The organism is Mesorhizobium sp. M0217, assembly GCF_040321955.1.
GTDB lineage: Bacteria > Pseudomonadota > Alphaproteobacteria > Rhizobiales > Rhizobiaceae > Mesorhizobium.
In genome coordinates this window covers 74360-93076 of record NZ_JAMYSN010000019.1, presented here as the reverse complement: position 1 = coordinate 93076, position 18717 = coordinate 74360, and the positions used below count along the sequence as shown (strand labels likewise).

The following is an 18717-nucleotide window of genomic DNA, read 5'->3' as shown; positions in this document are numbered from 1 at the left end:
ATGGAGAGACATCGGGGTGCGCTTTTCCGCGGCGACGACGGCCGGGCGGTTCTTGCCGCAGCGCTTGGCGCTGCGCATGAGGCCGTTGCTTGGCCGCATCGATGCGGTGCTGTTCACCGCCGACGAACGCGGCGAAGCCGGCCGCATGTCGCTGATCGCCTTTGCCATCCGCATCGTCAGCGCCGTCATCGCCTTCATCAGCCAGGTGCTGATGGCGCGCTGGATGGGCTCGTTCGAATACGGCATCTTCGTCCTCGTCTGGGTGACGATGGTCATCGTCGGCAACCTCGCCTGCCTCGGCTTCCACACCTCGGTCATCCGCTTCATCCCCGAATATCGCGAACGCAACATGCTGGCCGAGCTGCGCGGCATCGTGGTCGCCAGCCGCCTGTTCGTGCTGATTGCCTCGACCGCGATCGCCGGACTTGGCGCACTGGGCGTCTGGCTGTGCGCGAACTGGATCGAGAGCTACTATGTGATGCCCTTCATCCTCGGCCTGTTCTGCCTGCCGATGATCGCCATGGGCGATCTGCTGCAAGGCCAGTCACGCGCCAATTCCTGGGCGTTGTTTGCGTTGTCGCCGACATATCTGGTGCGGCCGGTGCTGATCCTGGCGCTGATGGCGCTGATGCTGGCAATGGGCTATGCGCCCGACGCCAGGACAGCGATCTTCGCTTCGATCGCCGCCACCTACGCCACCACGCTCGGCCAGCTCATCGGCGTGACCACACGCATGGGCAGGAATATCCCGGCCGGGCCGATGAAGGTGCATTTCGCCGAGTGGTTCATCGTCTCGCTGCCGATCTTCCTGGTCGAGAGCTTCTTCTTCCTGCTCACCAACGCCGACGTGCTGATGGTCGGCGCCTATCTCCAGCCCAATGACGTCGCCGTCTACTTCGCCACCGTCAAGACGCTGGCGCTGGTGCATTTCGTCTATTTCTCCGTCAAGGCCGGCGTTGCCCAGCGTTATGCGCAGTTCACCCATGGCGAACCGGAAAAGCTCGCCGCCTTCGCCCGCGAGACCGTGTCGTGGACGTTCTGGCCGTCGCTGCTGATGGCGCTGCTGGTGCTGGCGCTCGGCGAACCGATGCTGGTGCTGTTCGGGCCCGAATTCACCGACGGCTATCCGCTGCTGTTCCTGCTGGTGTTCGGCGTCGTGGCGCGCGCCGCGGTCGGCCCGTGCGAAAGCCTTCTGACGATGAGCGGCAACCAGAACATCTGCGCCGCCGTCTATGCCATGACGCTGGCCTTCAACATCGGCCTCAACGTGGTGCTGATCCCGCTCTTTGGCCTGTGGGGGGCGGCGATCGCCACCAGCCTCGCCATGGTCTTCGAGGCCAGCGCCCTGTCCTTCACCGTCTGGCGCAAGCTCGGCATCGTCATGCTGATCTTCGTGCCCGCTGCCGAGGAAGCCGCCTGATGGCCGCCATCCCGCTGATCGAGGAAACCAGCGGCGGTCCGGCCGGCGCCATGGTGTCCGGCCTTGCCGGCCTGGCGCGCGACGCCGATCCGGCGCACCTTGAGATCCTCGCCAACAACCGGCCGCTGCGCAAGCTGGCGATCTATCCGGCTTCGGCCGGCTTCGAACTGGTCGAGGAACTCGACTATCTGTGCACCCGCACGATCGAGCCCAACGTTTTCTTCAACCCGCGCTTTCTGGCGCCGGCCATGCCCAGGCTGGAAGATCGCGAGGTCAAGCTGGCGGTGATCCGCGACGGCGACGAATACCGCAACCGGCTGCGCCTGCTGGTGCCGTTCTCGGTCGAAAGGCCGGCGGTGCCGCTCGGCGTTCCGGTGATGCGCACCTGGTCGAGCCCGTTCGGCCCGATCGGCACACCGCTGGTCGACCATGACGACCCGATCGGCGTCGTCGAGGATTTCTTCGGCATGCTATCGCGGGCGCATCTCAAGTTGCCGAAGGTCTTCGTGCTGCCCGACATGCGGCTCGACGGCCCGTTGGCCAGCGTGCTTGCCACCGTTGCCGAGACGCGCGGCCTGACAATGGTCACCACCGCCAAGGCGGACCGGCCGGTGCTCGAAAGCACGCTCGACGGCGAGGCCTATCTGAAAGCATCGCTGCGCGCGCACCACTACCGCGAATTCCGCCGCCTGAAGCGGCGCCTGGGCGATCTCGGCAGGCTGGAACATGTCGTGGCGCGGGGACCGGACGAAATCCGCCACGCCATCGAAAGTTTCCTGACGCTGGAGGCGGCCGGCTGGAAGGGCCGCGAGCGCACCGCCATGGCCATCGACCGCTACCGCGCCGCCTTTGCCCGCGAAGCCGTGCACCGGCTGGCCGAGCACGACATGTGCCGCATCCATTCGCTGACGCTGGACGGCCGCACGATCGCCTGCCTGGTCGTCTTCGTCGAAGCCGGCGTCGCCTACACCTGGAAGACCGCCTATGACGAGACGCTGGCGACCTATTCGCCGGGCACGCTGCTGATGATCGAGGTGACCAGGCAGCATCTCGACGACCCCAACATCATGATGACGGATTCCTGCGCCGTGCCCGACCACCCGGTGATGAGCCGGCTGTGGAGCGAGCGCAAGCCGATGGGCTCGCTGGTGATCGGACTGACGCCGGATGCCGACCGCCTCGCCCGCCAGGCCGCCTCGCAGCTGCACCTCTACCGCGAAACCCGCAACATGGCCCGCCTGCTGCGCAATCGCGTGAAGAGTTTGCTGGGACGGCGATAGAGCCGATGGCCTGCGCGTTGTTATAGTGGCGGAGCGCGACCGGGCTTCTTGATCTGAGACTTTGTAGTAATCGCGGCAGCTGGCGGTTCCGGTTTTTGGACCGGCGGGAGGGGGGCTGGAATTGGGGGGCTATCGGGCGCCTTGGGAGCGCTGGTGCCGACTTTGACCAACATGGCAGAAATCTTCCACTGCCGGTCGATAGGAGCGAAAACAAGTTCGAAGTTTAGCTGCATCGCGGCAGAGGGAAAAAACCCTGCCATATGCAGCATGCCGTTGGATTCGATTTGCGGCATCAACGTCAATTGCGGCTCGAGCACGGCTACACCGCTGAGATCAAGCCCTTCGTTGCGCTGCTTCGCGAAAATCTCACCCAGCCGAGCAGGGTTGTTGGCTTGAAAGTCCGGGGCGCCAAGCTCACGCAGCACGGAATAATTTCCGGTCCTGTTTGCATGGTCGAGTGCCAGCAATGTGGACCTGACCAAGATCAGGACGCCATTGTGGTCGATGTCCGCCGGTTTTGGGGCGTCGGACACCTTGGACGCCGAACGACCATCCTTCTTAGCCTGTGCGTGGGCGGGAAGCACTTGCAGGCAGCAGACGGCCATGACCAAGGCCAGCCACGTCAATCGGCGCATTTTTCACACCCTCCGGCCAAGGCCGCCGGCTCTTGCTCCATCCTCGGCTCTTGCAGGCAGGCGCTAAAACTCGCCGGCTAGACCGAGGCGGAAACCATGGCTGGTTCCACCGCCATAGGCATAACCCGCGGTGAACGCGAAAGGTTCATCGAAGTCGAGGCGATGAGCGAGCGAGCCACCGAACGCCGTTTCACCCTTGAAATAACCGACATTGCCGGCCCAGCTCGTGCGGCCCGGAACGGACGGCATTGGGGCAGTTGTCATTGCTATTGCCGCTGCGATGCCCTGACGGGCCTCGGTGCGATTCTCGGAAATCTCCGTCCCTAGTTCAGAGAAGCCGCTCTCCAGCGCGCCGACTCGTCCGTCGAGCGATGCGATATCGCTGGTGTTTGTCGTCACACGCGTATCGAGCGACGCGAGCATGGTGTCGTGTCCGGCAAGCCGGCCGTCTTGCTCCGTATCCTTCGCTTCCGTCTGCGTGATCCGCGTCTCGTGATTGGCGAGGGTGGTGTCCTGCTGGACGTTTTTGGTCTCGACGCCGGTGAGCCGAGTATCTTGCTGCGTGTTCTTGGCTTCGACATCGTCTAGTCGGCCATCCTGCTCAATGTTCTTTGCTGAAGCGTCGCCGACGACGCCGTCAACATAATCCTTGTTGGCCGCATCCGTTCCTGCCGTCGGGGTGCCGACGTTCGTTACGATGTTGCCACCCATATCAACCGCTCCACCGAAGGTCGCCGCACCCGTCGCCGCGTCGAAATTAATTTGGCTGCCGTTGGGGCCAATAGTGATACCCGGTGCGGGCACAAAATAATCGTCGGAGTCCGAACAATCGTCGTTTATTGTGGTGCCGATCACGCCGGCAAAGCTGCAGATCGTGTTCTCTGGATCTCCCGCGTCACCACCGAAGACGACCTGTGCCGAAGCTGGCGCTACCGAAGAAAGCATGAGAATGAGAAAAAACACTGACAGCGAGGCCACTACGCAGCCAAATCGGCTCTCGTGAGAAGCTTTGCAAGTTGAGTCCATCACGCCCTCCACCACCATTCCCTGCGTAAAGGTGATCGGCGGCCCAAGGTTGAGTCAATCGTCAATAGCGGTTTTCCTCCCGAATCCAGGCCCAGCTCGGCGACATGGCGTTCTCGATGTTGCTCCTGAGCAACAACTTATGCGGTCATTAGCAGGCAGTGTGTCAACCTGTGTGCAAGGTGGACGAGGAGATCCGAGGACGTTCGCAACGTGAGGTAATGATGGAAGCCATGCAATATTGCGAGCGAAATTGAGCGCTTCGGCGGCAGTCCGGACGTGGGCAATCTCAGTGCAGACGGCAGACAGCTTTGACTGTCCGGCCGCTTCGATGGCGGCGCTGTAGCGCGGTCAAGGCATCCGACGCGCCAAAGCAGGCTGATATTGACCGAAACGGATTTTGATCTTGGTTGCTATCGAGCCGCTTGTGCTCGCGATACAGGTCACCAATGACTGCGCCAACCGCGCGGGGAGCCTGAGAAAAGCCACTGGATCAACGGCAAGACACCAGCTATGGCTCCGGCGGCAATTTCGGCCGGCCTTCACGACAAGCCATCCTGATGATCAGAACCTTTTTGCGTCACGCCGGTCCCCGTGCGGCCTTTTTGCTGCTTGCGCTGCTGCCTGTCCGCGCCTGGGCCGATAGCTGTCCCGAGGATTGCAGCGAGCCCGCGCCGTCCATCAACATCTACAGCCACACCGCCGCCAGCCATCTCAGCCCGGCCACGCTGGGTGCACTGCCGCGCGTCTATGTGCCGAACCGCTCCTCCAACAGCGTCACGGTGATCGACACCATGACACTCAAGGAAGTCGACAGGTTCCCGGTCGGCAGCAAACCGCAGCACGTCGTGCCGTCCTGGGACCTGAAGACGCTCTGGGTCGCCAACAATGGCACCGGCAAGAACGGCAGCCTCACGCCGATCGACCCGATGACCGGCAAGCCCGGCCCGCAGATCGCCGTGGACGATCCCTACAATTTGTATTTCATGCCGGGCGCGGCCATCGTCGTCGACGAAGCCCTGGAGCGGCTCGATTTCCGCGATCCTCACACCATGGCGCTAATGTCGAGCCTGCCGACGCCCACTTGCCCCGGCATCAACCACGCCGAATTCTCGGTCGACGGGGCCTACGCGATCTTCACCTGCGAATACGGCAATGGCGGATTGGCAAAGATCGACCTGAAGAACCAGAAGGTGCTTGGCCATCTCGACTTCTCGAAAATGGGCATGCCGCAGGACATCCGCCTCTCGCCCGACGGCAAGGTTTTTTACGTCGCCGACATGATGAATGACGGCGTGTTCCTCGTCGATGGCGACAGTTTCAAGGAGATCGGCTTCATCCCGACCGGCATCGGCGCCCATGGTTTCGTCGTCAGCCGCGACGGCAAGCGGCTCTATGTCTCGAACCGGGGCTCGCACAAGATGGAGCAGGGCCAGGCAAAGGGACCGGGCAGCGTGACGGTGATCGACTTCGCTACCCGCGCGGTCGTCACGCAATGGCCGATCCCCGGCGGCGGCAGCCCCGACATGGGCAACGTCAGCGCCGACGGCAAACAACTATGGCTGTCCGGCCGCTTCGACAGTGCCGCCTACATGATCGACACGACATCAGGCGCGGTGACCAAGTTTCGGGTTGGCTCAGAGCCGCACGGCCTGACGGTGTGGCCACAGCCGGGGCGGTATTCGCAAGGGCATACGGGGAATATGCGCTAAGTCCGTGTTCGAGGCGCGGCTCGAACGCAAAAGGTCGCAAGGGCAACCGCCCATCGGCCGGGACCCGGAACGAGCAGGGGCTTTCCTTGGAAACCGCGAAGCTGTAGCTCCACACACTGGTTTCGGATACATCCAGAAGATGAACCTTCGCCGCATCGTCCTCATCGTCGCGCTTCTCAACCTTGCCTATTTCGGGATCGAGTTCGCTGTGGCGCTCGCCATTGGATCAGTGTCCCTGTTCGCCGACAGCATCGACTTTCTTGAAGATGCTTCCGTGAACCTCCTTATCCTGCTCGCACTTGGCTGGTCTGTGCGCTCCCGTGCGCGGGTGGGGATGGCATTGGCGCTCATCCTTCTCATGCCGGGTCTGGCAACGCTCTGGACGGCTTGGGAGAAGTTCAACGTGCCGGTGCCGCCGCAGCCCATCGCCTTGACCTTGGCGGGACTTGGCGCTCTCGCCGTCAACCTGTCCTGTGCCTACATGCTGGCCGCGCACCGGCATCGTGGCGGCAGCCTCACAAAGGCGGCCTTCCTGTCGGCCCGCAACGACGCCTTGGCCAACATCGCCATTATTGCCGCAGGGTTGGTCACGGCCTTGCTCTGGCATTCCGCGTGGCCCGATTTGGCGGTGGGATTGGGGATCGCGGTCATGAACGCCGACGCGGCCCGCGAAGTGTGGGAAGCTGCCCGTGAAGAACACCGTGCGGCGGCCTGAGAGCACGTAGAGCGGGGCTACCGGCCGCCGCTGATTGGCGCTATCGCTGTCATCCTCAGCAGCCGCGGTTGGCTCTGTGTTCGAGGCACTGTTCGAACCCGGAGGGTTCGCAAGGGCGACCGCCCGTCGGCCGGTCAGGCCGCCCCATCGGAGCCCATGAGCGAAGCGAACTGGCGTGAGATCAAAAATGGTGCCCCTAGCCGGAATCGAACCAGCACTCCTTGCGGAACTCGATTTTGAGTCGAGCGCGTCTACCAATTCCGCCATAGGGGCTCAGGCCCAAAGGCCTGGATGGGCGCGGACTATACGGTTGGAGGCCTGTTCGTCAACTGGCCAAATGCGCCGCCGTGCCCTGCTTGCGGCAAAAGCCCGCCTTTCTGTTTCGTGAAGCTCCTGCCATTGTGCGGCGCGGAAAATCTTTCTAGACAGACGCGCATCAAAGCGCGTTGCGTGTGGCAACCTGCATCCAGGAGAGCCGATGCTTCGCGGACTTTACGACTGGACCTTGTCGCTGGCGGCCCGCAAATCCGCCGAATGGTGGCTGGCCTTCATCGCTTTCGTCGAAAGCTCGGTGTTTTTCATACCTGCCGACGTCTTGTACCTGCCCATGGCTTTGGCGCGGCCCGAACGCGCCTATCGCTACGCGCTGACCGCTACTGTCGCGTCGGTGCTGGGCGGCATTGCCGGCTGGCTGATCGGTTACTATGCCTACGACACGATAGCACGGCCGATGCTGGAGCACTTTGGCGGCCTTGACGCGTTCGAGAGGTGGCAGTCGGCCGGCACCGGGCTGATGCTGGTGCTGCTCGTCACATCGGGTGCCGCCCACCTGCCGCCGATCAAGGTGGTCACCATTCTGGCAGGCGCCCTCCACGTCAATCTTTTCGTCTTCATCGTCTCCGCCATCCTGGCGCGTGGCGCTCGTTTCCTGCTTCTTGCCTGGCTGCTGCGCCGCTATGGCGAAGAGATCAAGGAATTCATCGAGAAGCGTTTGGGATTGATCGTCGGCGCCGGCGCCGCTGCCCTGATTTTGCTCTATATCGTCGTCAAATACGCCTTCTGACCGCCCAAGGCGGGCGGTGGGTCAGGACTATGCCGGCGGACTGCGAATTCAACGGACGAAACATGACAGCCACGATGACAGCCGATACCGGACGCCAGCGGACGCGCACCGCTTTGTTTCTCGCCGTCGCCATGGCCGCCACGGTCGGCTCCGCGCTCGCCTTCCAGCACATAGGCGGCTACATCCCCTGCCATCTGTGCCTGGAGCAGCGCACGCCCTATTATATCGGCGCCCCGCTGATGCTGCTGGCGGTGATCGCCTCGATGCTTAGCGCGCCCGCATGGCTGACGCGCGGCCTGCTTGCCGTCGGCGGCCTGCTGATGCTCTATGGGCTCTATCTCGGCGTCTATCATTCGGGCGTCGAATGGGCCTGGTGGCAGGGTCCGGCCGATTGCACGGCCGGCGCCGGCCCGGTCGATACCGGCGGCAAAGGCGTGCTCGACGCGCTCGACAAATTCGTGCCGCCATCCTGCGACAAGGCAGCCCTTCGTATCCTCGGCCTGTCGCTGGCCGGCTGGAACGCCATCGCCAGCTTCATCCTCGCCGCCGTCGCCTTTCGCGGCGCGCTGGCCCGCGATTAATCAAGTGCGAGGTCGCGCCATGCGGCCAGTCTCTAAATGTTGGCACCGCCCCTCATTGCCCTGCCGGGCATTTCTCCCCGTATAGTGACGGGGAGAAAGACGCAGTCATCAATGGTTTCGCCAATCCCGAACGCTGAAAGAAGGGCGCCAAATTTGCAGCCAATTCCCTTCTCCCCGTCACTATACGGGGAGAAGGTGGCGGCAGCCGGATGAGGGGCAGCACCTGACATCGGCGATTGCCCTGGCAAGGCCGATCGGGCCAATCCCTACGGCTCCAACTCCACATCCCAGTAGAGATAATCCATCCAGCTTTCATGCAGATGGTTGGGCGGGAACAGCCGGCCATTGTTGTGCAGGTCGTGCACGGTCGGCTGGTAGGGCTTCTGCAGCGGCCACATCTTGGCGTGCGCCGGCATCATGCCGCCCTTCCTCAGATTGCAGGGTGAACAGGCGGCCACGACATTCTCCCACGTCGTCGCCCCGCCGCGGTGGCGCGGGATGACGTGGTCGAAGGTCAGATCCTCGGGCGTGCCGCAATACTGGCACTGGAAGCGGTCGCGCAGGAACACGTTGAAGCGGGTGAATGCCGGGTGCCTCGACGGCTTCACATAGGCCTTCAGGCTGACGACGCTGGGCAGCTTCATCGAAAAGGTCGGCGAAGACACCGCATGCTCGTATTCGGCGACGATGTTGACCCGGTCGAGGAACACCGCCTTGATGGCGTCCTGCCAGGACCAGAGCGACAAGGGGTAATAGCTGAGCGGACGGTAATCCGCATTCAGCACCAGCGCAGGAAGCCCATCCGGAGATACGGCAACCGTCACTTGTTGACCTCCTCGTTCTAGAACCGATCGGCGCGGATACTGTAAGCCCGACATGACAGGGATGTGAAGCGGATTGTCACTCGTCAAAAGCGGCAAAAATGCAGGATTTTAACGCTTTTTTGCCGATTCAGGCCGGGGGTGCTGCGTCCCTGCCCCTGGTTTCGCGATAATAGGACCAGAAAAGCCGCGATGCGACACCTCGCCACGGGCTCCATGATTCGGCCAGAGCGATCAGTGTTTTCTCCGGCGGACGCGGCTCTATGCCGAGCGCGTGGCCAACCGCGCTCTGCAGCGCGACGTCGCGCGCGGGGAAAATATCGGGGTGGCCGGCGGCAAACAGGAGATAGACTTCCGCCGTCCACGGGCCGATGCCCGGCACCGCGATCATAGCCGCGATCGCCTCTTCGGCGTCGAGCGAACAGAGGTGATGCAGGTCGAGCCCGTCAACCACGGCCTGCGCAACCGCGATCAGACCGCGCTGCTTCGGCCGCGACAGCCCGGCCTCGCGAAACATGTCCTCGCCGGCGGCAAGGATCGCCTGCGGCGTCAGCGGATCGACCAGTTTCACCAGCCGGCCGAAAATCGCATCGGCGCTCGCACGGGATACTTGTTGCGAAACGATAATGGAGGCCAGGCTTCGAAAGCCGGGCTCCGACAGCCGCAGCGGCACCTCTCCGGCCATGCCGCGCACCTTTTCCAGGCGCGGATCGATTGCGCAAAGCGCATCCAGCCCGCGCGCAATATCGTCCAGTGTCGCGATGCGTTGCATGTTTCTTGTTCCTGAACCGACCGCACGGTAGCAATTGGCAAAACCGCTGCACAACCCGATTGCCGCTTGTGAGATGATGCTCCTGACATTCCGCTTCGCGCCGAGCCCGAATGGCGAACTGCATCTCGGCCATGCCTATTCGGCACTGCTCAACCAGCAACTGGCGCGTGCGGCCGGCGGCCGCCTGCTGCTGCGCATCGAGGACATCGACACGATCCGCTGCACGCCTGAATTCGAGGCCGGCATCTTTCGCGACCTCGAATGGTTAGGTCTCGAATGGGAACAGCCGGTGCGGCGCCAGGCCGAGCATTTCACCGACTATCAGGCCGTGCTCGACCGGCTGGTCCGCGAAGAACTCGTCTACCCTGCCTTCATGAGCCGTGGCGAGATCAGGGCCTTCATCGCCGACAGCGAAAAGCGCGGCCGCGACTGGCCGCGCGACCCGGACGGCGTGCCGCTTTATCCCGGCGCCGACAAGGCGCTGCCGATCAGCGAACGCAACCGCCGCATCGCCGAAAATGCGCCCTTCGCCTGGCGCCTCGACGTTAAGGCGGCGCTGGCGCGCGTCGGCACGGATTTGTCCTGGCGCGAATTCACCAACGAGACGCTTTCGGCGACGCAGCGCGTCGAGGCGCGTCCGCAGGACTGGGGCGACGTCATTCTGGCGCGCCGCGACATACCGACCAGCTATCACCTGGCCGTCGTCGTCGACGACGCCCTGCAAGGTGTGAGCCATGTCGTGCGTGGCCGCGACCTCTATTCCGCGACTGGCATCCAGCGCCTGCTGCAGGAATTGCTCGGCCTCGGCCAGCCGCAGTATTTCCACCACCGTCTCATACTCGGACCGGATGGGCGCAAACTGTCGAAGAGTTTTGCTGATACCGGCCTTGCCGCGCTGAGGCAGGCAGGCATGTCGCCGGACGATGTCAGGCGGCTGGTCGGGCTATGACTAAAGCCGGGCCAGCCCCGCCTTGAGCAGCGCCAACGCGCCGATAAACGCGAAGGCGCCGCCCAGTCCCCAGGCAACCGCGAGCTTCAGATCTCTCAGGACGATGCCATGTTCGTTCGCGGCCATGACCGCGACGAAAAAGCCGAGCGTGAACAGCAATGTGTTGCCGGTCGACCCAAAACCGTCCTCCTGCATGATGGCGTCGAGCGCTGAACCGAAGAAGAAGCCAAACACGGCCACACTGGCCACCGTCATCAAAAGCCAGCTTGTGTCGAGATGCAACAGCATGCGCGCTCCCTGTCGAAGCCAAAACGCCATGTCGCCGGATCCATCGACAGAAGTCGATTGCCCTGACGCCGCCCTTTGAATTCGGCCACCTCCTACATCAGGATGAGCTTATGTACCAATTGTTTCGCTTTGCTTGCCGGATTGAACCGCATTAGAGCAATTGCCGTATTTGTCTCTTCACCGAATCGGACCTCTCCACCGGAAACGGCTTCCCCGAAAATGCACAGTCTCAAGCGGTTCATCCCCGCCTCGTTTGTCGTCCTGTGGGCGACAGGTTTCATCGGCGCGCGCTACGCCATGCCCTGGGCGGAGCCCTTCACCTTTCTGGCAGCCCGCTTTGTCATCGCCGCCTTGCTGCTTGCCGGGCTGATGCTCGTGCTTGGCTCGAAGCGAGCCACAAGGGCAGAAGCGCTTCACGCCACGGTCGCCGGCATCCTCATGCATGGCATCTATCTCGGCGCCGTGTTCTGGGCGATCCACAGGGGCATGCCCGCCGGGCTTTCGGCGCTGATCGTCGGCCTGCAACCGCTGATCACCGCCGTGCTTGCCGGCCGGTTCCTCGGCGAGGACATCCTGCCGCGCCATTGGGCCGGCCTTGCCGTCGGCCTTGTGGGAGTGATCATCGTGCTGTGGCCGAAGCTCGGCGCTCTCGGCGGCGGCGTTACGCCCGAAACCCTGACGGCGTCGCTGGTCTCGGTGCTGGGCATGAGCGCCGGGACCATCTGGCAGAAGCGCTATGCCTCGGGTGGCGACCTGGTGGCGGCGACGATGTGGCAATATATCGGCGGCGGCTCGCTGATGATCCTGGCTTCGCTGGCCCTTGAGACCCACACGGTGATCATCAACGGCGAACTGATCTTCGCCATGGCCTGGCTGGTCCTGGTGCTGTCGATCGGCGCCATCTTCTTGCTGATGGTGATGATCCGCGACGGCGAGATGTCGAAGGTCGCGTCGCTGTTCTACCTGGTGCCGGCCGTCACCGCTGTCATCGCCTGGGCGCTGTTCGGCGAACGGCTCAGCCTCGTGCAGATCGTCGGCATGGCAATCGCGACGCTCGGCGTCGGGCTGGCCACGGCTCGGCCAGCCAAAACCTAGCTGCCGACACGCGCGCGCGCTTCGAGAAAGCGGCTGATCGCCGCATTGAGTTCGCCGCCGAGGATGAAGATCGCCGACAGCATATAGAGGAAAACGACGGCGATCATGATCGACGCGAGGCCGGCATAGGTCGTCACATAGGACGAGAAATGGTCGAGGTAGGTCGCGAACATCGTCGAGCCGACAAGCCACGCAGCCAGAGTGAAGATGATGCCAGGCACCAGCGAGACAAAGCGGCGCTTGCCCGCCGGCAGCCAATAGTGGACGGCAAACAAGCCACCAATGATGACGGTTGAGGCGATGACGTAACGCCATAGCGTGATCGTGCCCGTATAGGGTTTGATCCACTCGAAATGAGCTTCCGCCAGCCGCGCCAGCAAAGGCGCAAAGACCAGGAGCACGCTGATCGCCAGGAAACCGGCCGTCGCGATCACCACGAAGAAAATGCTCTGCACCCGGCGGTAGATGATGCCGCGCGTTTCGGCGACGCGGTAGGCGCGGTTGAGCGAGGTGCGCAGCGCCTCGATGCCGTTGGAGGCGAAATAGGCCGCCAGAAGCACGCCGTAGGTCAAAAGATCGGTGCGCCGCACGGTCAGCACGTTGAGCACCTCGCGCGCGATAGGCTTGGCGATCTGTTCGGGCCAGGTGTCGAAGACCAGGTGCACGGCAGTATCGGCGAACGCCTGCGCGCCGAGGAAGCTCGCCAGCGTGGTGGCGAAGATCAGGAACGGGAACAGCGCCATGAGCGAAGTGATCGCCAGATGGCTGGCCATGGCCCAGCCGTCATCGGTGTTGAAATGGCCAAGCGCGTCATAGAGCACGCGGCGCAGCACGACGATATTCCGCATCAAGAGCCGCGTTCCCTTCGATTGTCTCGACGCCGCGAATATGGGAAGGGATTGTGGCAAATGGCAACCCTTGCTCAAACCACGATGCCGCCTGCCAAAGAGTTGCGCACCATCATCGTCACCGGCGCCTCGTCCGGGATAGGCGCCCACTGCGCCCGTGCACTGAAGGCGGATGGCTGGCGCGTGTTTGCAACGGCGCGCAAGCCGGATGACATAGCCGCACTTGAAGCCGACGGCATCGAGGCCTTTTATCTCGACTACCGTGAGCCGGATTCCATCGCAGCACTTGCGGCATCGGTGCTGGAGCGGACAGGCGGACGCCTCGACGCCCTGTTCAACAACGGCGCCCATGCACAGCCCGGCGCCGTGGAAGACCTGCCGGTTGCGGCATTGCGCGAGCAGTTCGAGGCCAATTTCTTCGGCTGGCACGACCTCACCCGACGCATCGTACCGGTAATGCGTCGCCAGGGACATGGCCGCCTCGTTCATTGTTCCTCGATCCTTGGGCTAGCGCCGGTCCCTTTTCGCGGCGCCTACTCAGCCTCCAAGCACGCGCTCGAAGGCCTGATGCTGTGCATGCAGCAGGAACTCAGGGGCAGCGGCATCCATGTCTCGCTGATCGAACCGGGGCCGGTGACCTCGAAAATCGCCAGCAACGGGCTGTTCTGGTTCCTGAAAAACATCGACCACGAGAATTCCGTCCACCACGTCGCCTATGCCGCGCAGCTGGCGCGGCTTCGGGCCGGCGGCAGCTCATCACGGCTGAAAAAGGGGCCGGAGGTGGTCTATGCGGCCTTGCGCCATGCACTTCTGTCGCGGCGCCCGCGCCCGCACTATGTGGTAACAGTGCCGGCCAGGATTGGCGTGATGCTCAAGCGCATCCTGCCGGCATCGATGCTCTACCGCGTTCTGGCCGGACGCGCCTGATCGCAACAGAACTGGGAACAGATCATGGCAACCGTCATCAAAGTCCTCCTCGTCCTCGTCATGGTCGCCGTGGTGATCGTGCTTGTCCGCGGCCTCATCAACATGATGCGCGGCGGCTCCGGTGTGAGCTCGAACAAGCTGATGCAGGCACGCGTGCTGCTGCAGGCGCTGGCGTTGGCACTGATCCTGCTGGTGGTGTATTTCACCCGCAAGTGACGGCCGTTCGGGAGGCGACGTGGTCAAGCTCAACAAGATCTACACCCGCACGGGCGATGACGGCACCACTGGCCTCGGCACCGGTGAACGCAGGCTGAAATCCGACCTGCGCGTCGATGCCTACGGCACCGTCGATGAAGCCAATGCCTGCATCGGCATCGCCCGCCTGCACACAGCGGCAAGTTATCCCGCCATCGACGCCATGCTGTCCCGCATCCAGAACGATTTGTTCGACCTCGGCGCCGATCTCGCCGTGCCCGACGACGGCAAGCCGCTCGGCTACGAGCCGCTGCGCATCATCGCCTCGCAGACCGACCGCGTCGAAAAGGATATCGACCTTCTCAACAAGAATCTGCAGCCGCTCAAATCCTTCGTGCTCAATGGCGGCACGCCGGCGGCGGCAGCACTTCATCTTGCCCGCACCGTGGCGCGACGGGCCGAGCGGATCATGGTGGCACTGGCGCAGGACCCGGCCGAACATGTCAATCGCGAGGGGCTGAAATACATAAACCGCGTCTCGGACTTTCTGTTCGTCGCCGCTCGTGCGGTCAATGACAACGGAAATGCCGACGTGTTATGGGTGCCCGGCAAGAACCGCTGAATTTTCGAAGGCGGGAAAGGGCTTGGGGCATGTTCATCCCGCTTTACGACTCCAACAGGTTGCGCCACATCCGGCTGCAATATGTGACGATCGGCCTGATCGCGGCCAACGTGTTGGTCTTTCTCATCACGACGATCGGCGGCGAAAATTTCAACAACGCAGCCGTGCTCGGCTTCGGCTTCATTCCTTCGGTTGTCCACGACACGGCAGAACTCTCGCCCCAATTCGTCGTCATTCCCGAGAGCCTGAGTTACCTTACCTATGCCTTCCTGCATGCCGATATCTTTCATCTCGGCGGCAACATGCTGTTCCTGTGGGTGTTCGGCGATAATGTCGAGGACGCACTCGGCCACATCCGCTACCTCATCTTCTACCTGCTTTGCGCCATCGCCGGCGCCTTCTTCCAGGGGCTCGTCGCCTGGAGTTCGGAGGTTCCGCTGATCGGCGCCTCCGGCGCCATTGCCGGCGTCGTCGCCGCCTATCTGGTCCTCTACCCCCGGGTGAAAGTGTGGGTGCTGGTCTTTGCCCGGATTCCGCTGCGTATCCCGGCCTTCATCCCGCTGATCCTGTGGATAGGCTTCCAGGTGGTGATGTTTGCCGCCGGAGGCGAAAACCAGATATCCTGGGCCTGCCATATTGGCGGCATCATTGCCGGTGGCGTGCTGGTGCTCATTATGCGCAGCCGCGGCGTGCCGCTGCTCGCCGGTGGCGACGGCGAGCCGGAACCCGACGATCAGCCAGCCGCTTCTACTGGGCCGGCGCCAGCCGGTCCCGCTCCCGTGCAACCTGAGACGCGTTGGGGCCGGGGTGGCGCTTCCGGTCACAACTGAACCGATTTGAGCGGTTTGGCCGCTGCCGTGGCATATTGACGTGTTGCGTCGCCACAACTACGGAGAGCGCCACCGCTAGGCGGCAGAAGACAAGAATTCCGTCCGGCCAGAATTCCGTTTGGCCGGAATTCAGTCAGGAATGTCGGCTTTCGACAACTCTGCGGAGGCGCACGCTGCTATAGCGCGCCCGGATATCTCAGGAGAGGTGACAGACAATGAAGATCCTTGTGCCCGTGAAGCGGGTTGTGGATGCGAACGTCAAGGTTCGCGTCAAGGCCGATGGTTCGGCGGTGGAACTCGCCAACGTCAAGATGGCGATGAACCCGTTCGACGAGATCGCGGTGGAAGAGGCGCTCCGGCTGAAGGAAGCCGGCAAGGCCGAAGAGATCATCGTCGTTTCGATCGGCCCGCAGCAGGCGCAGGAAACGCTCCGCACCGCGCTCGCCATGGGCGCCGACCGCGCCATCCTGGTCAAGACCGACGAGCAGACCGAGCCGCTCGGCGTCGCCAAGGTGCTGAAGGGCGTCGTTGACGCCGAACAGCCCGGGCTCGTCATCCTCGGCAAGCAAGCGATCGATGATGACTCGAACCAGACCGGCCAGATGCTGGCCGCCCTGCTCGGCTGGGCACAGGGCACTTTCGCCTCCAAGGTCGTGATCGACGGCGACAAGGCCAAGGTGACGCGCGAAGTCGACGGCGGCCTGCAGACGGTGGAACTGAAGATGCCGGCGATCATCACCGCCGATCTTCGCCTCAACCAGCCGCGCTATGCCTCGCTGCCCAACATCATGAAGGCCAAGAAGAAGCCGCTCGACGAAAAGAGCCCGGCCGATTACGGCGCCGACGTCAAGCCGCGCCTGAAGGTGCTCAAGACCGAGGAGCCCAGCGGCCGCAAGGCGGGCGTGAAGGTCAACAGTGTCGCCGAACTGGTCGACAAGCTCAAGAACGAAGCCGGCGTGCTCTGAGACTGGAAGGAACAGATAAAATGACCATTCTCCTCATCGCAGAACACGACAACGCAACTCTTTCCGACCAGACCGCCAAAGCGCTCTCGGCGGCGCTGCAGATCGGTTCGGACGTGCATGTGCTGGTGGCCGGCAAAGGCGCCAAAGGCGCTGCCGACGCCGCCGCCAAGCTCAAGGGCGTGAGCAAGGTGCTGCTGGCCGAGGCCGACGAACTGGCCGAGCGCCTCGCCGAACCGCTCGCCGCACTCGTTGTCTCGCTGGCCGGCGCCTACGACACCATAATCGGGCCGGCGACCTCGTCGGGCAAGAACGTCGCGCCGCGCGTGGCGGCCCTGCTCGATGTCGCGCAGGTGTCGGAAATCATCGAAGTGATTTCGCCCGATACCTTCAAGCGTCCGATCTATGCCGGCAACGCCATCCAGACGGTGCAGTCGAGCGACGCCAAGAAGGTGATCACCGTGCGGACCGCTTCCTTCCAGGGCGCGCCCGAAGGCGGTTCGGCCGCGGTCGAGACGATCCAGGCAGCGTCCAATCCGGGCCTGTCCACCTTCGTCGAGAACAGGCTGTCGGAGACGGACCGTCCGGAGCTGACCTCGGCCAAGATCATCATTTCGGGCGGTCGCGCGCTCGGTTCCTCGGAAAAGTTCCGGGAGGTCATTCTGCCGGTCGCCGACAAGCTCGGTGCAGCCGTCGGCGCCTCGCGCGCTGCCGTCGACGCCGGCTACGCCCCGAACGACTGGCAGGTCGGCCAGACGGGCAAGGTCGTGGCGCCTGACCTCTATATTGCCGTCGGCATTTCCGGCGCCATCCAGCACCTTGCCGGCATGAAGGATTCGAAGGTCATCGTCGCCATCAACAAGGACGAAGAGGCGCCGATCTTCCAGGTTGCCGATTACGGCCTGGTCGGCGACCTGTTCGTCATCCTGCCGGAACTGCAAAAGGCGCTTTGACGCTTTCTGCCAAAGCGTATTAAATTGTGAAAGGGTGGGGTAGACGAAGCTGCCCCACCCTTTTAGTTTGCACTGCACAAAAAGCAGGCCGCAAAGGCCTTTTCGACGGGATCGCTGCAAATGGCCAAGATCGAGACGATCGGCATCATCGGCGCCGGCCAGATGGGCGGCGGCATCGCGCATGTATCAGCACTTTCGGGTTTCAAGGTGCTGATCTACGACGTCTCGCCCGACCGTATCGAGAAGGGCATTGCCACGGTCAGCGGCAACATGGCCCGCCAGGTCGGCTCCGGCAAGCTTGAGGAAAAGCTGCGTAACGAAGCGATGGCGCGCATTTCCGCAGCCCCCACCATGGCTGATCTCGCCGGTGCCGATCTGGTTATCGAGGCGGCGACCGAGGACGAGACGGTCAAGCGCAAGATTTACGCGCAGCTCTGTCCCCAGCTCAACCCGGAAGCCATTCTGGCGACCAACACCTCGTCAATTTCGATCACCCGGCTTGCCGCGCAGACCGACCGTCCTGAGCGTTTCATCGGCATACATTTCATGAACCCCGTGCCGCTGATGAAGCTGGTCGAACTGGTGCGCGGCATCGCTACCGAGGATCAGACCTTCGAGGCGGCCAAGGCCTATGTGAAACAGCTCGACAAGACCATCACCGTCTCTGAAGATTTTCCGGCCTTCATCGTCAACCGCATTCTGTTGCCGATGATCAACGAGGCGATCTACACGCTCTATGAGGGGGTCGGCTCGGTCGATGCCATCGACACCGCCATGCGGCTCGGCGCCAACCATCCGATGGGACCGCTGCAGCTCGCCGATTTCATCGGCCTCGACACCTGCCTGTCGATTATGCAGGTGCTGCATGACGGCCTGTCGGATTCGAAATATCGCCCCTGCCCGCTGCTGGTGAAATATGTCGAGGCCGGCTGGCTCGGCCGCAAGACCGGGCGCGGCTTCTACGACTATCGCGGCGAGCATCCGGTTCCGACGCGCTAACCACCAGAACGAAAGTTCCGTGCTCCC

At 63.0% G+C, this 18717-nt stretch carries 21 protein-coding genes and 1 tRNA gene; 15 read left to right on the top strand and 7 right to left on the bottom strand.

Annotated features, from left to right (window positions below; genetic code table 11):
• Positions 1-16 precede the first annotated feature (16 nt).
• Together NKJ18_RS24815 and NKJ18_RS24810 are read left to right on the top strand one after the other, a co-directional pair.
• Positions 17-1420 (top strand): lipopolysaccharide biosynthesis protein, encoded by a 1404-nt coding sequence (locus NKJ18_RS24815; protein ID WP_352666225.1) that lies wholly within the window; start codon positions 17-19, stop codon positions 1418-1420.
• Positions 1420-2700, top strand: a complete 1281-nt coding sequence (locus NKJ18_RS24810) for a GNAT family N-acetyltransferase (protein ID WP_352666227.1) — start codon at positions 1420-1422, stop codon at positions 2698-2700. The genes NKJ18_RS24815 and NKJ18_RS24810 overlap by 1 nt, the downstream gene beginning before the upstream one ends.
• 20 nt (positions 2701-2720) lie before the next feature.
• Here NKJ18_RS24810 and NKJ18_RS24805 read toward each other — a convergent pair whose 3' ends face one another.
• Together NKJ18_RS24805 and NKJ18_RS24800 are read right to left on the bottom strand one after the other, a co-directional pair.
• Positions 2721-3335 carry a hypothetical protein gene (locus tag NKJ18_RS24805; protein ID WP_050589749.1) on the bottom strand — a complete coding sequence of 205 codons (615 nt, stop codon included), beginning with the start codon at positions 3333-3335 and terminating at the stop codon, positions 2721-2723.
• Between the two features lie 63 nt (positions 3336-3398).
• Positions 3399-4313, bottom strand: a complete 915-nt coding sequence (locus NKJ18_RS24800; RefSeq protein ID WP_023735178.1) for a hypothetical protein — start codon at positions 4311-4313, stop codon at positions 3399-3401.
• 605 nt (positions 4314-4918) lie between these two features.
• Here NKJ18_RS24800 and NKJ18_RS24795 point away from each other — a divergent pair.
• Both NKJ18_RS24795 and NKJ18_RS24790 read left to right on the top strand, forming a co-directional pair.
• A complete protein-coding gene (locus NKJ18_RS24795; RefSeq protein WP_023694009.1) occupies positions 4919-6070 on the top strand; it encodes a YncE family protein in 1152 nt (383 codons plus the stop codon).
• Positions 6071-6209: 139 nt separating this feature from the next.
• Positions 6210-6785: a cation efflux transmembrane domain-containing protein gene (locus NKJ18_RS24790; protein WP_023673757.1), complete on the top strand. Its 576-nt coding sequence runs from the start codon at positions 6210-6212 to the stop codon at positions 6783-6785.
• Between the two features lie 188 nt (positions 6786-6973).
• Here NKJ18_RS24790 and NKJ18_RS24785 read toward each other — a convergent pair.
• Positions 6974-7058 (bottom strand) — tRNA-Leu (locus NKJ18_RS24785).
• Positions 7059-7263: 205 nt separating this feature from the next.
• Between NKJ18_RS24785 and NKJ18_RS24780 the strand changes: the two genes are divergently transcribed.
• Both NKJ18_RS24780 and NKJ18_RS24775 read left to right on the top strand, forming a co-directional pair.
• The gene (locus NKJ18_RS24780) at positions 7264-7848 is read left to right on the top strand and encodes a YqaA family protein (RefSeq protein WP_023673756.1); all 585 of its coding nucleotides are present in this window, start codon (positions 7264-7266) and stop codon (positions 7846-7848) included.
• 62 nt (positions 7849-7910) lie between these two features.
• Entirely contained in the window at positions 7911-8429 is a 519-nt protein-coding gene (locus NKJ18_RS24775) for a disulfide bond formation protein B (RefSeq protein WP_023673755.1), read from the top strand.
• A gap of 266 nt (positions 8430-8695) precedes the next feature.
• On the opposite strand, the gene NKJ18_RS24770 is transcribed toward NKJ18_RS24775, so the two are convergent.
• Both NKJ18_RS24770 and NKJ18_RS24765 read right to left on the bottom strand, forming a co-directional pair.
• Positions 8696-9253, bottom strand: coding sequence for an HNH endonuclease (locus NKJ18_RS24770; protein ID WP_008874122.1), 558 nt, complete (start codon positions 9251-9253; stop codon positions 8696-8698).
• Between the two features lie 127 nt (positions 9254-9380).
• Entirely contained in the window at positions 9381-10022 is a 642-nt protein-coding gene (locus NKJ18_RS24765) for a DNA-3-methyladenine glycosylase family protein (RefSeq protein ID WP_352760095.1), read from the bottom strand.
• Between the two features lie 73 nt (positions 10023-10095).
• On the opposite strand from NKJ18_RS24765, the gene gluQRS reads away from it, so the two are divergent.
• Positions 10096-10971, top strand: coding sequence for a tRNA glutamyl-Q(34) synthetase GluQRS (gene gluQRS / locus NKJ18_RS24760; protein ID WP_352760092.1), 876 nt, complete (start codon positions 10096-10098; stop codon positions 10969-10971).
• Here gluQRS and NKJ18_RS24755 read toward each other — a convergent pair whose 3' ends face one another.
• Complete coding sequence (locus tag NKJ18_RS24755) at positions 10972-11259, bottom strand: hypothetical protein (RefSeq protein ID WP_023701414.1); 288 nt, start codon at positions 11257-11259, stop codon at positions 10972-10974. It abuts the gene before it with no gap.
• Between the two features lie 219 nt (positions 11260-11478).
• On the opposite strand from NKJ18_RS24755, the gene NKJ18_RS24750 reads away from it, so the two are divergent.
• Positions 11479-12354 carry a DMT family transporter gene (locus NKJ18_RS24750; protein ID WP_031202754.1) on the top strand — a complete coding sequence of 292 codons (876 nt, stop codon included), beginning with the start codon at positions 11479-11481 and terminating at the stop codon, positions 12352-12354.
• On the opposite strand, the gene NKJ18_RS24745 is transcribed toward NKJ18_RS24750, so the two are convergent.
• Positions 12351-13202 carry a YihY/virulence factor BrkB family protein gene (locus NKJ18_RS24745; protein ID WP_352760089.1) on the bottom strand — a complete coding sequence of 284 codons (852 nt, stop codon included), beginning with the start codon at positions 13200-13202 and terminating at the stop codon, positions 12351-12353. The two genes, NKJ18_RS24750 and NKJ18_RS24745, sit on opposite strands and share 4 nt — an antisense overlap.
• A 60-nt stretch (positions 13203-13262) precedes the next feature.
• Here NKJ18_RS24745 and NKJ18_RS24740 point away from each other — a divergent pair, with 60 nt between their 5' ends.
• The 7 genes from NKJ18_RS24740 to NKJ18_RS24710 all read left to right on the top strand — a co-directional run bounded on the left by NKJ18_RS24740 (position 13263) and on the right by NKJ18_RS24710 (position 18690).
• Positions 13263-14129: an SDR family oxidoreductase gene (locus NKJ18_RS24740; RefSeq protein WP_081732471.1), complete on the top strand. Its 867-nt coding sequence runs from the start codon at positions 13263-13265 to the stop codon at positions 14127-14129.
• Positions 14130-14153: 24 nt separating this feature from the next.
• Positions 14154-14345, top strand: a complete 192-nt coding sequence (locus NKJ18_RS24735; RefSeq protein ID WP_023671673.1) for a twin transmembrane helix small protein — start codon at positions 14154-14156, stop codon at positions 14343-14345.
• Positions 14346-14364: 19 nt separating this feature from the next.
• Entirely contained in the window at positions 14365-14946 is a 582-nt protein-coding gene (locus NKJ18_RS24730; RefSeq protein ID WP_023828413.1) for a cob(I)yrinic acid a,c-diamide adenosyltransferase, read from the top strand.
• Between the two features lie 29 nt (positions 14947-14975).
• Complete coding sequence (locus NKJ18_RS24725; protein ID WP_352760086.1) at positions 14976-15776, top strand: rhomboid family intramembrane serine protease; 801 nt, start codon at positions 14976-14978, stop codon at positions 15774-15776.
• Positions 15777-15991: 215 nt separating this feature from the next.
• The gene (locus NKJ18_RS24720; RefSeq protein WP_352760084.1) at positions 15992-16741 is read left to right on the top strand and encodes an electron transfer flavoprotein subunit beta/FixA family protein; all 750 of its coding nucleotides are present in this window, start codon (positions 15992-15994) and stop codon (positions 16739-16741) included.
• Positions 16742-16761: 20 nt separating this feature from the next.
• Positions 16762-17691, top strand: coding sequence for an electron transfer flavoprotein subunit alpha/FixB family protein (locus tag NKJ18_RS24715; protein ID WP_352760081.1), 930 nt, complete (start codon positions 16762-16764; stop codon positions 17689-17691).
• Between the two features lie 120 nt (positions 17692-17811).
• On the top strand, positions 17812-18690 hold the full coding sequence (locus tag NKJ18_RS24710) for a 3-hydroxybutyryl-CoA dehydrogenase (RefSeq protein WP_023671668.1): 879 nt from the start codon (positions 17812-17814) through the stop codon (positions 18688-18690).
• The last annotated feature ends 27 nt before the right edge of the window (positions 18691-18717 follow it).

Coding starts and splice junctions, on each gene's coding strand:
- NKJ18_RS24810 (WP_352666227.1), top strand. CDS start 1,420: ATGGCCGCCATCCCGCTGATCGAGGAAACCAGCGGCGGTCCGGCCGGC.
- NKJ18_RS24805 (WP_050589749.1), bottom strand. CDS start 3,335: ATGCGCCGATTGACGTGGCTGGCCTTGGTCATGGCCGTCTGCTGCCTG.
- NKJ18_RS24795 (WP_023694009.1), top strand. CDS start 4,919: ATGATCAGAACCTTTTTGCGTCACGCCGGTCCCCGTGCGGCCTTTTTG.
- NKJ18_RS24790 (WP_023673757.1), top strand. CDS start 6,210: ATGAACCTTCGCCGCATCGTCCTCATCGTCGCGCTTCTCAACCTTGCC.
- NKJ18_RS24780 (WP_023673756.1), top strand. CDS start 7,264: ATGCTTCGCGGACTTTACGACTGGACCTTGTCGCTGGCGGCCCGCAAA.
- NKJ18_RS24775 (WP_023673755.1), top strand. CDS start 7,911: ATGACAGCCACGATGACAGCCGATACCGGACGCCAGCGGACGCGCACC.
- NKJ18_RS24765 (WP_352760095.1), bottom strand. CDS start 10,022: ATGCAACGCATCGCGACACTGGACGATATTGCGCGCGGGCTGGATGCG.
- gluQRS (WP_352760092.1), top strand. CDS start 10,096: ATGATGCTCCTGACATTCCGCTTCGCGCCGAGCCCGAATGGCGAACTG.
- NKJ18_RS24755 (WP_023701414.1), bottom strand. CDS start 11,259: ATGCTGTTGCATCTCGACACAAGCTGGCTTTTGATGACGGTGGCCAGT.
- NKJ18_RS24750 (WP_031202754.1), top strand. CDS start 11,479: ATGCACAGTCTCAAGCGGTTCATCCCCGCCTCGTTTGTCGTCCTGTGG.
- NKJ18_RS24745 (WP_352760089.1), bottom strand. CDS start 13,202: ATGCGGAATATCGTCGTGCTGCGCCGCGTGCTCTATGACGCGCTTGGC.
- NKJ18_RS24740 (WP_081732471.1), top strand. CDS start 13,263: ATGGCAACCCTTGCTCAAACCACGATGCCGCCTGCCAAAGAGTTGCGC.
- NKJ18_RS24735 (WP_023671673.1), top strand. CDS start 14,154: ATGGCAACCGTCATCAAAGTCCTCCTCGTCCTCGTCATGGTCGCCGTG.
- NKJ18_RS24725 (WP_352760086.1), top strand. CDS start 14,976: ATGTTCATCCCGCTTTACGACTCCAACAGGTTGCGCCACATCCGGCTG.
- NKJ18_RS24720 (WP_352760084.1), top strand. CDS start 15,992: ATGAAGATCCTTGTGCCCGTGAAGCGGGTTGTGGATGCGAACGTCAAG.
- NKJ18_RS24715 (WP_352760081.1), top strand. CDS start 16,762: ATGACCATTCTCCTCATCGCAGAACACGACAACGCAACTCTTTCCGAC.
- NKJ18_RS24710 (WP_023671668.1), top strand. CDS start 17,812: ATGGCCAAGATCGAGACGATCGGCATCATCGGCGCCGGCCAGATGGGC.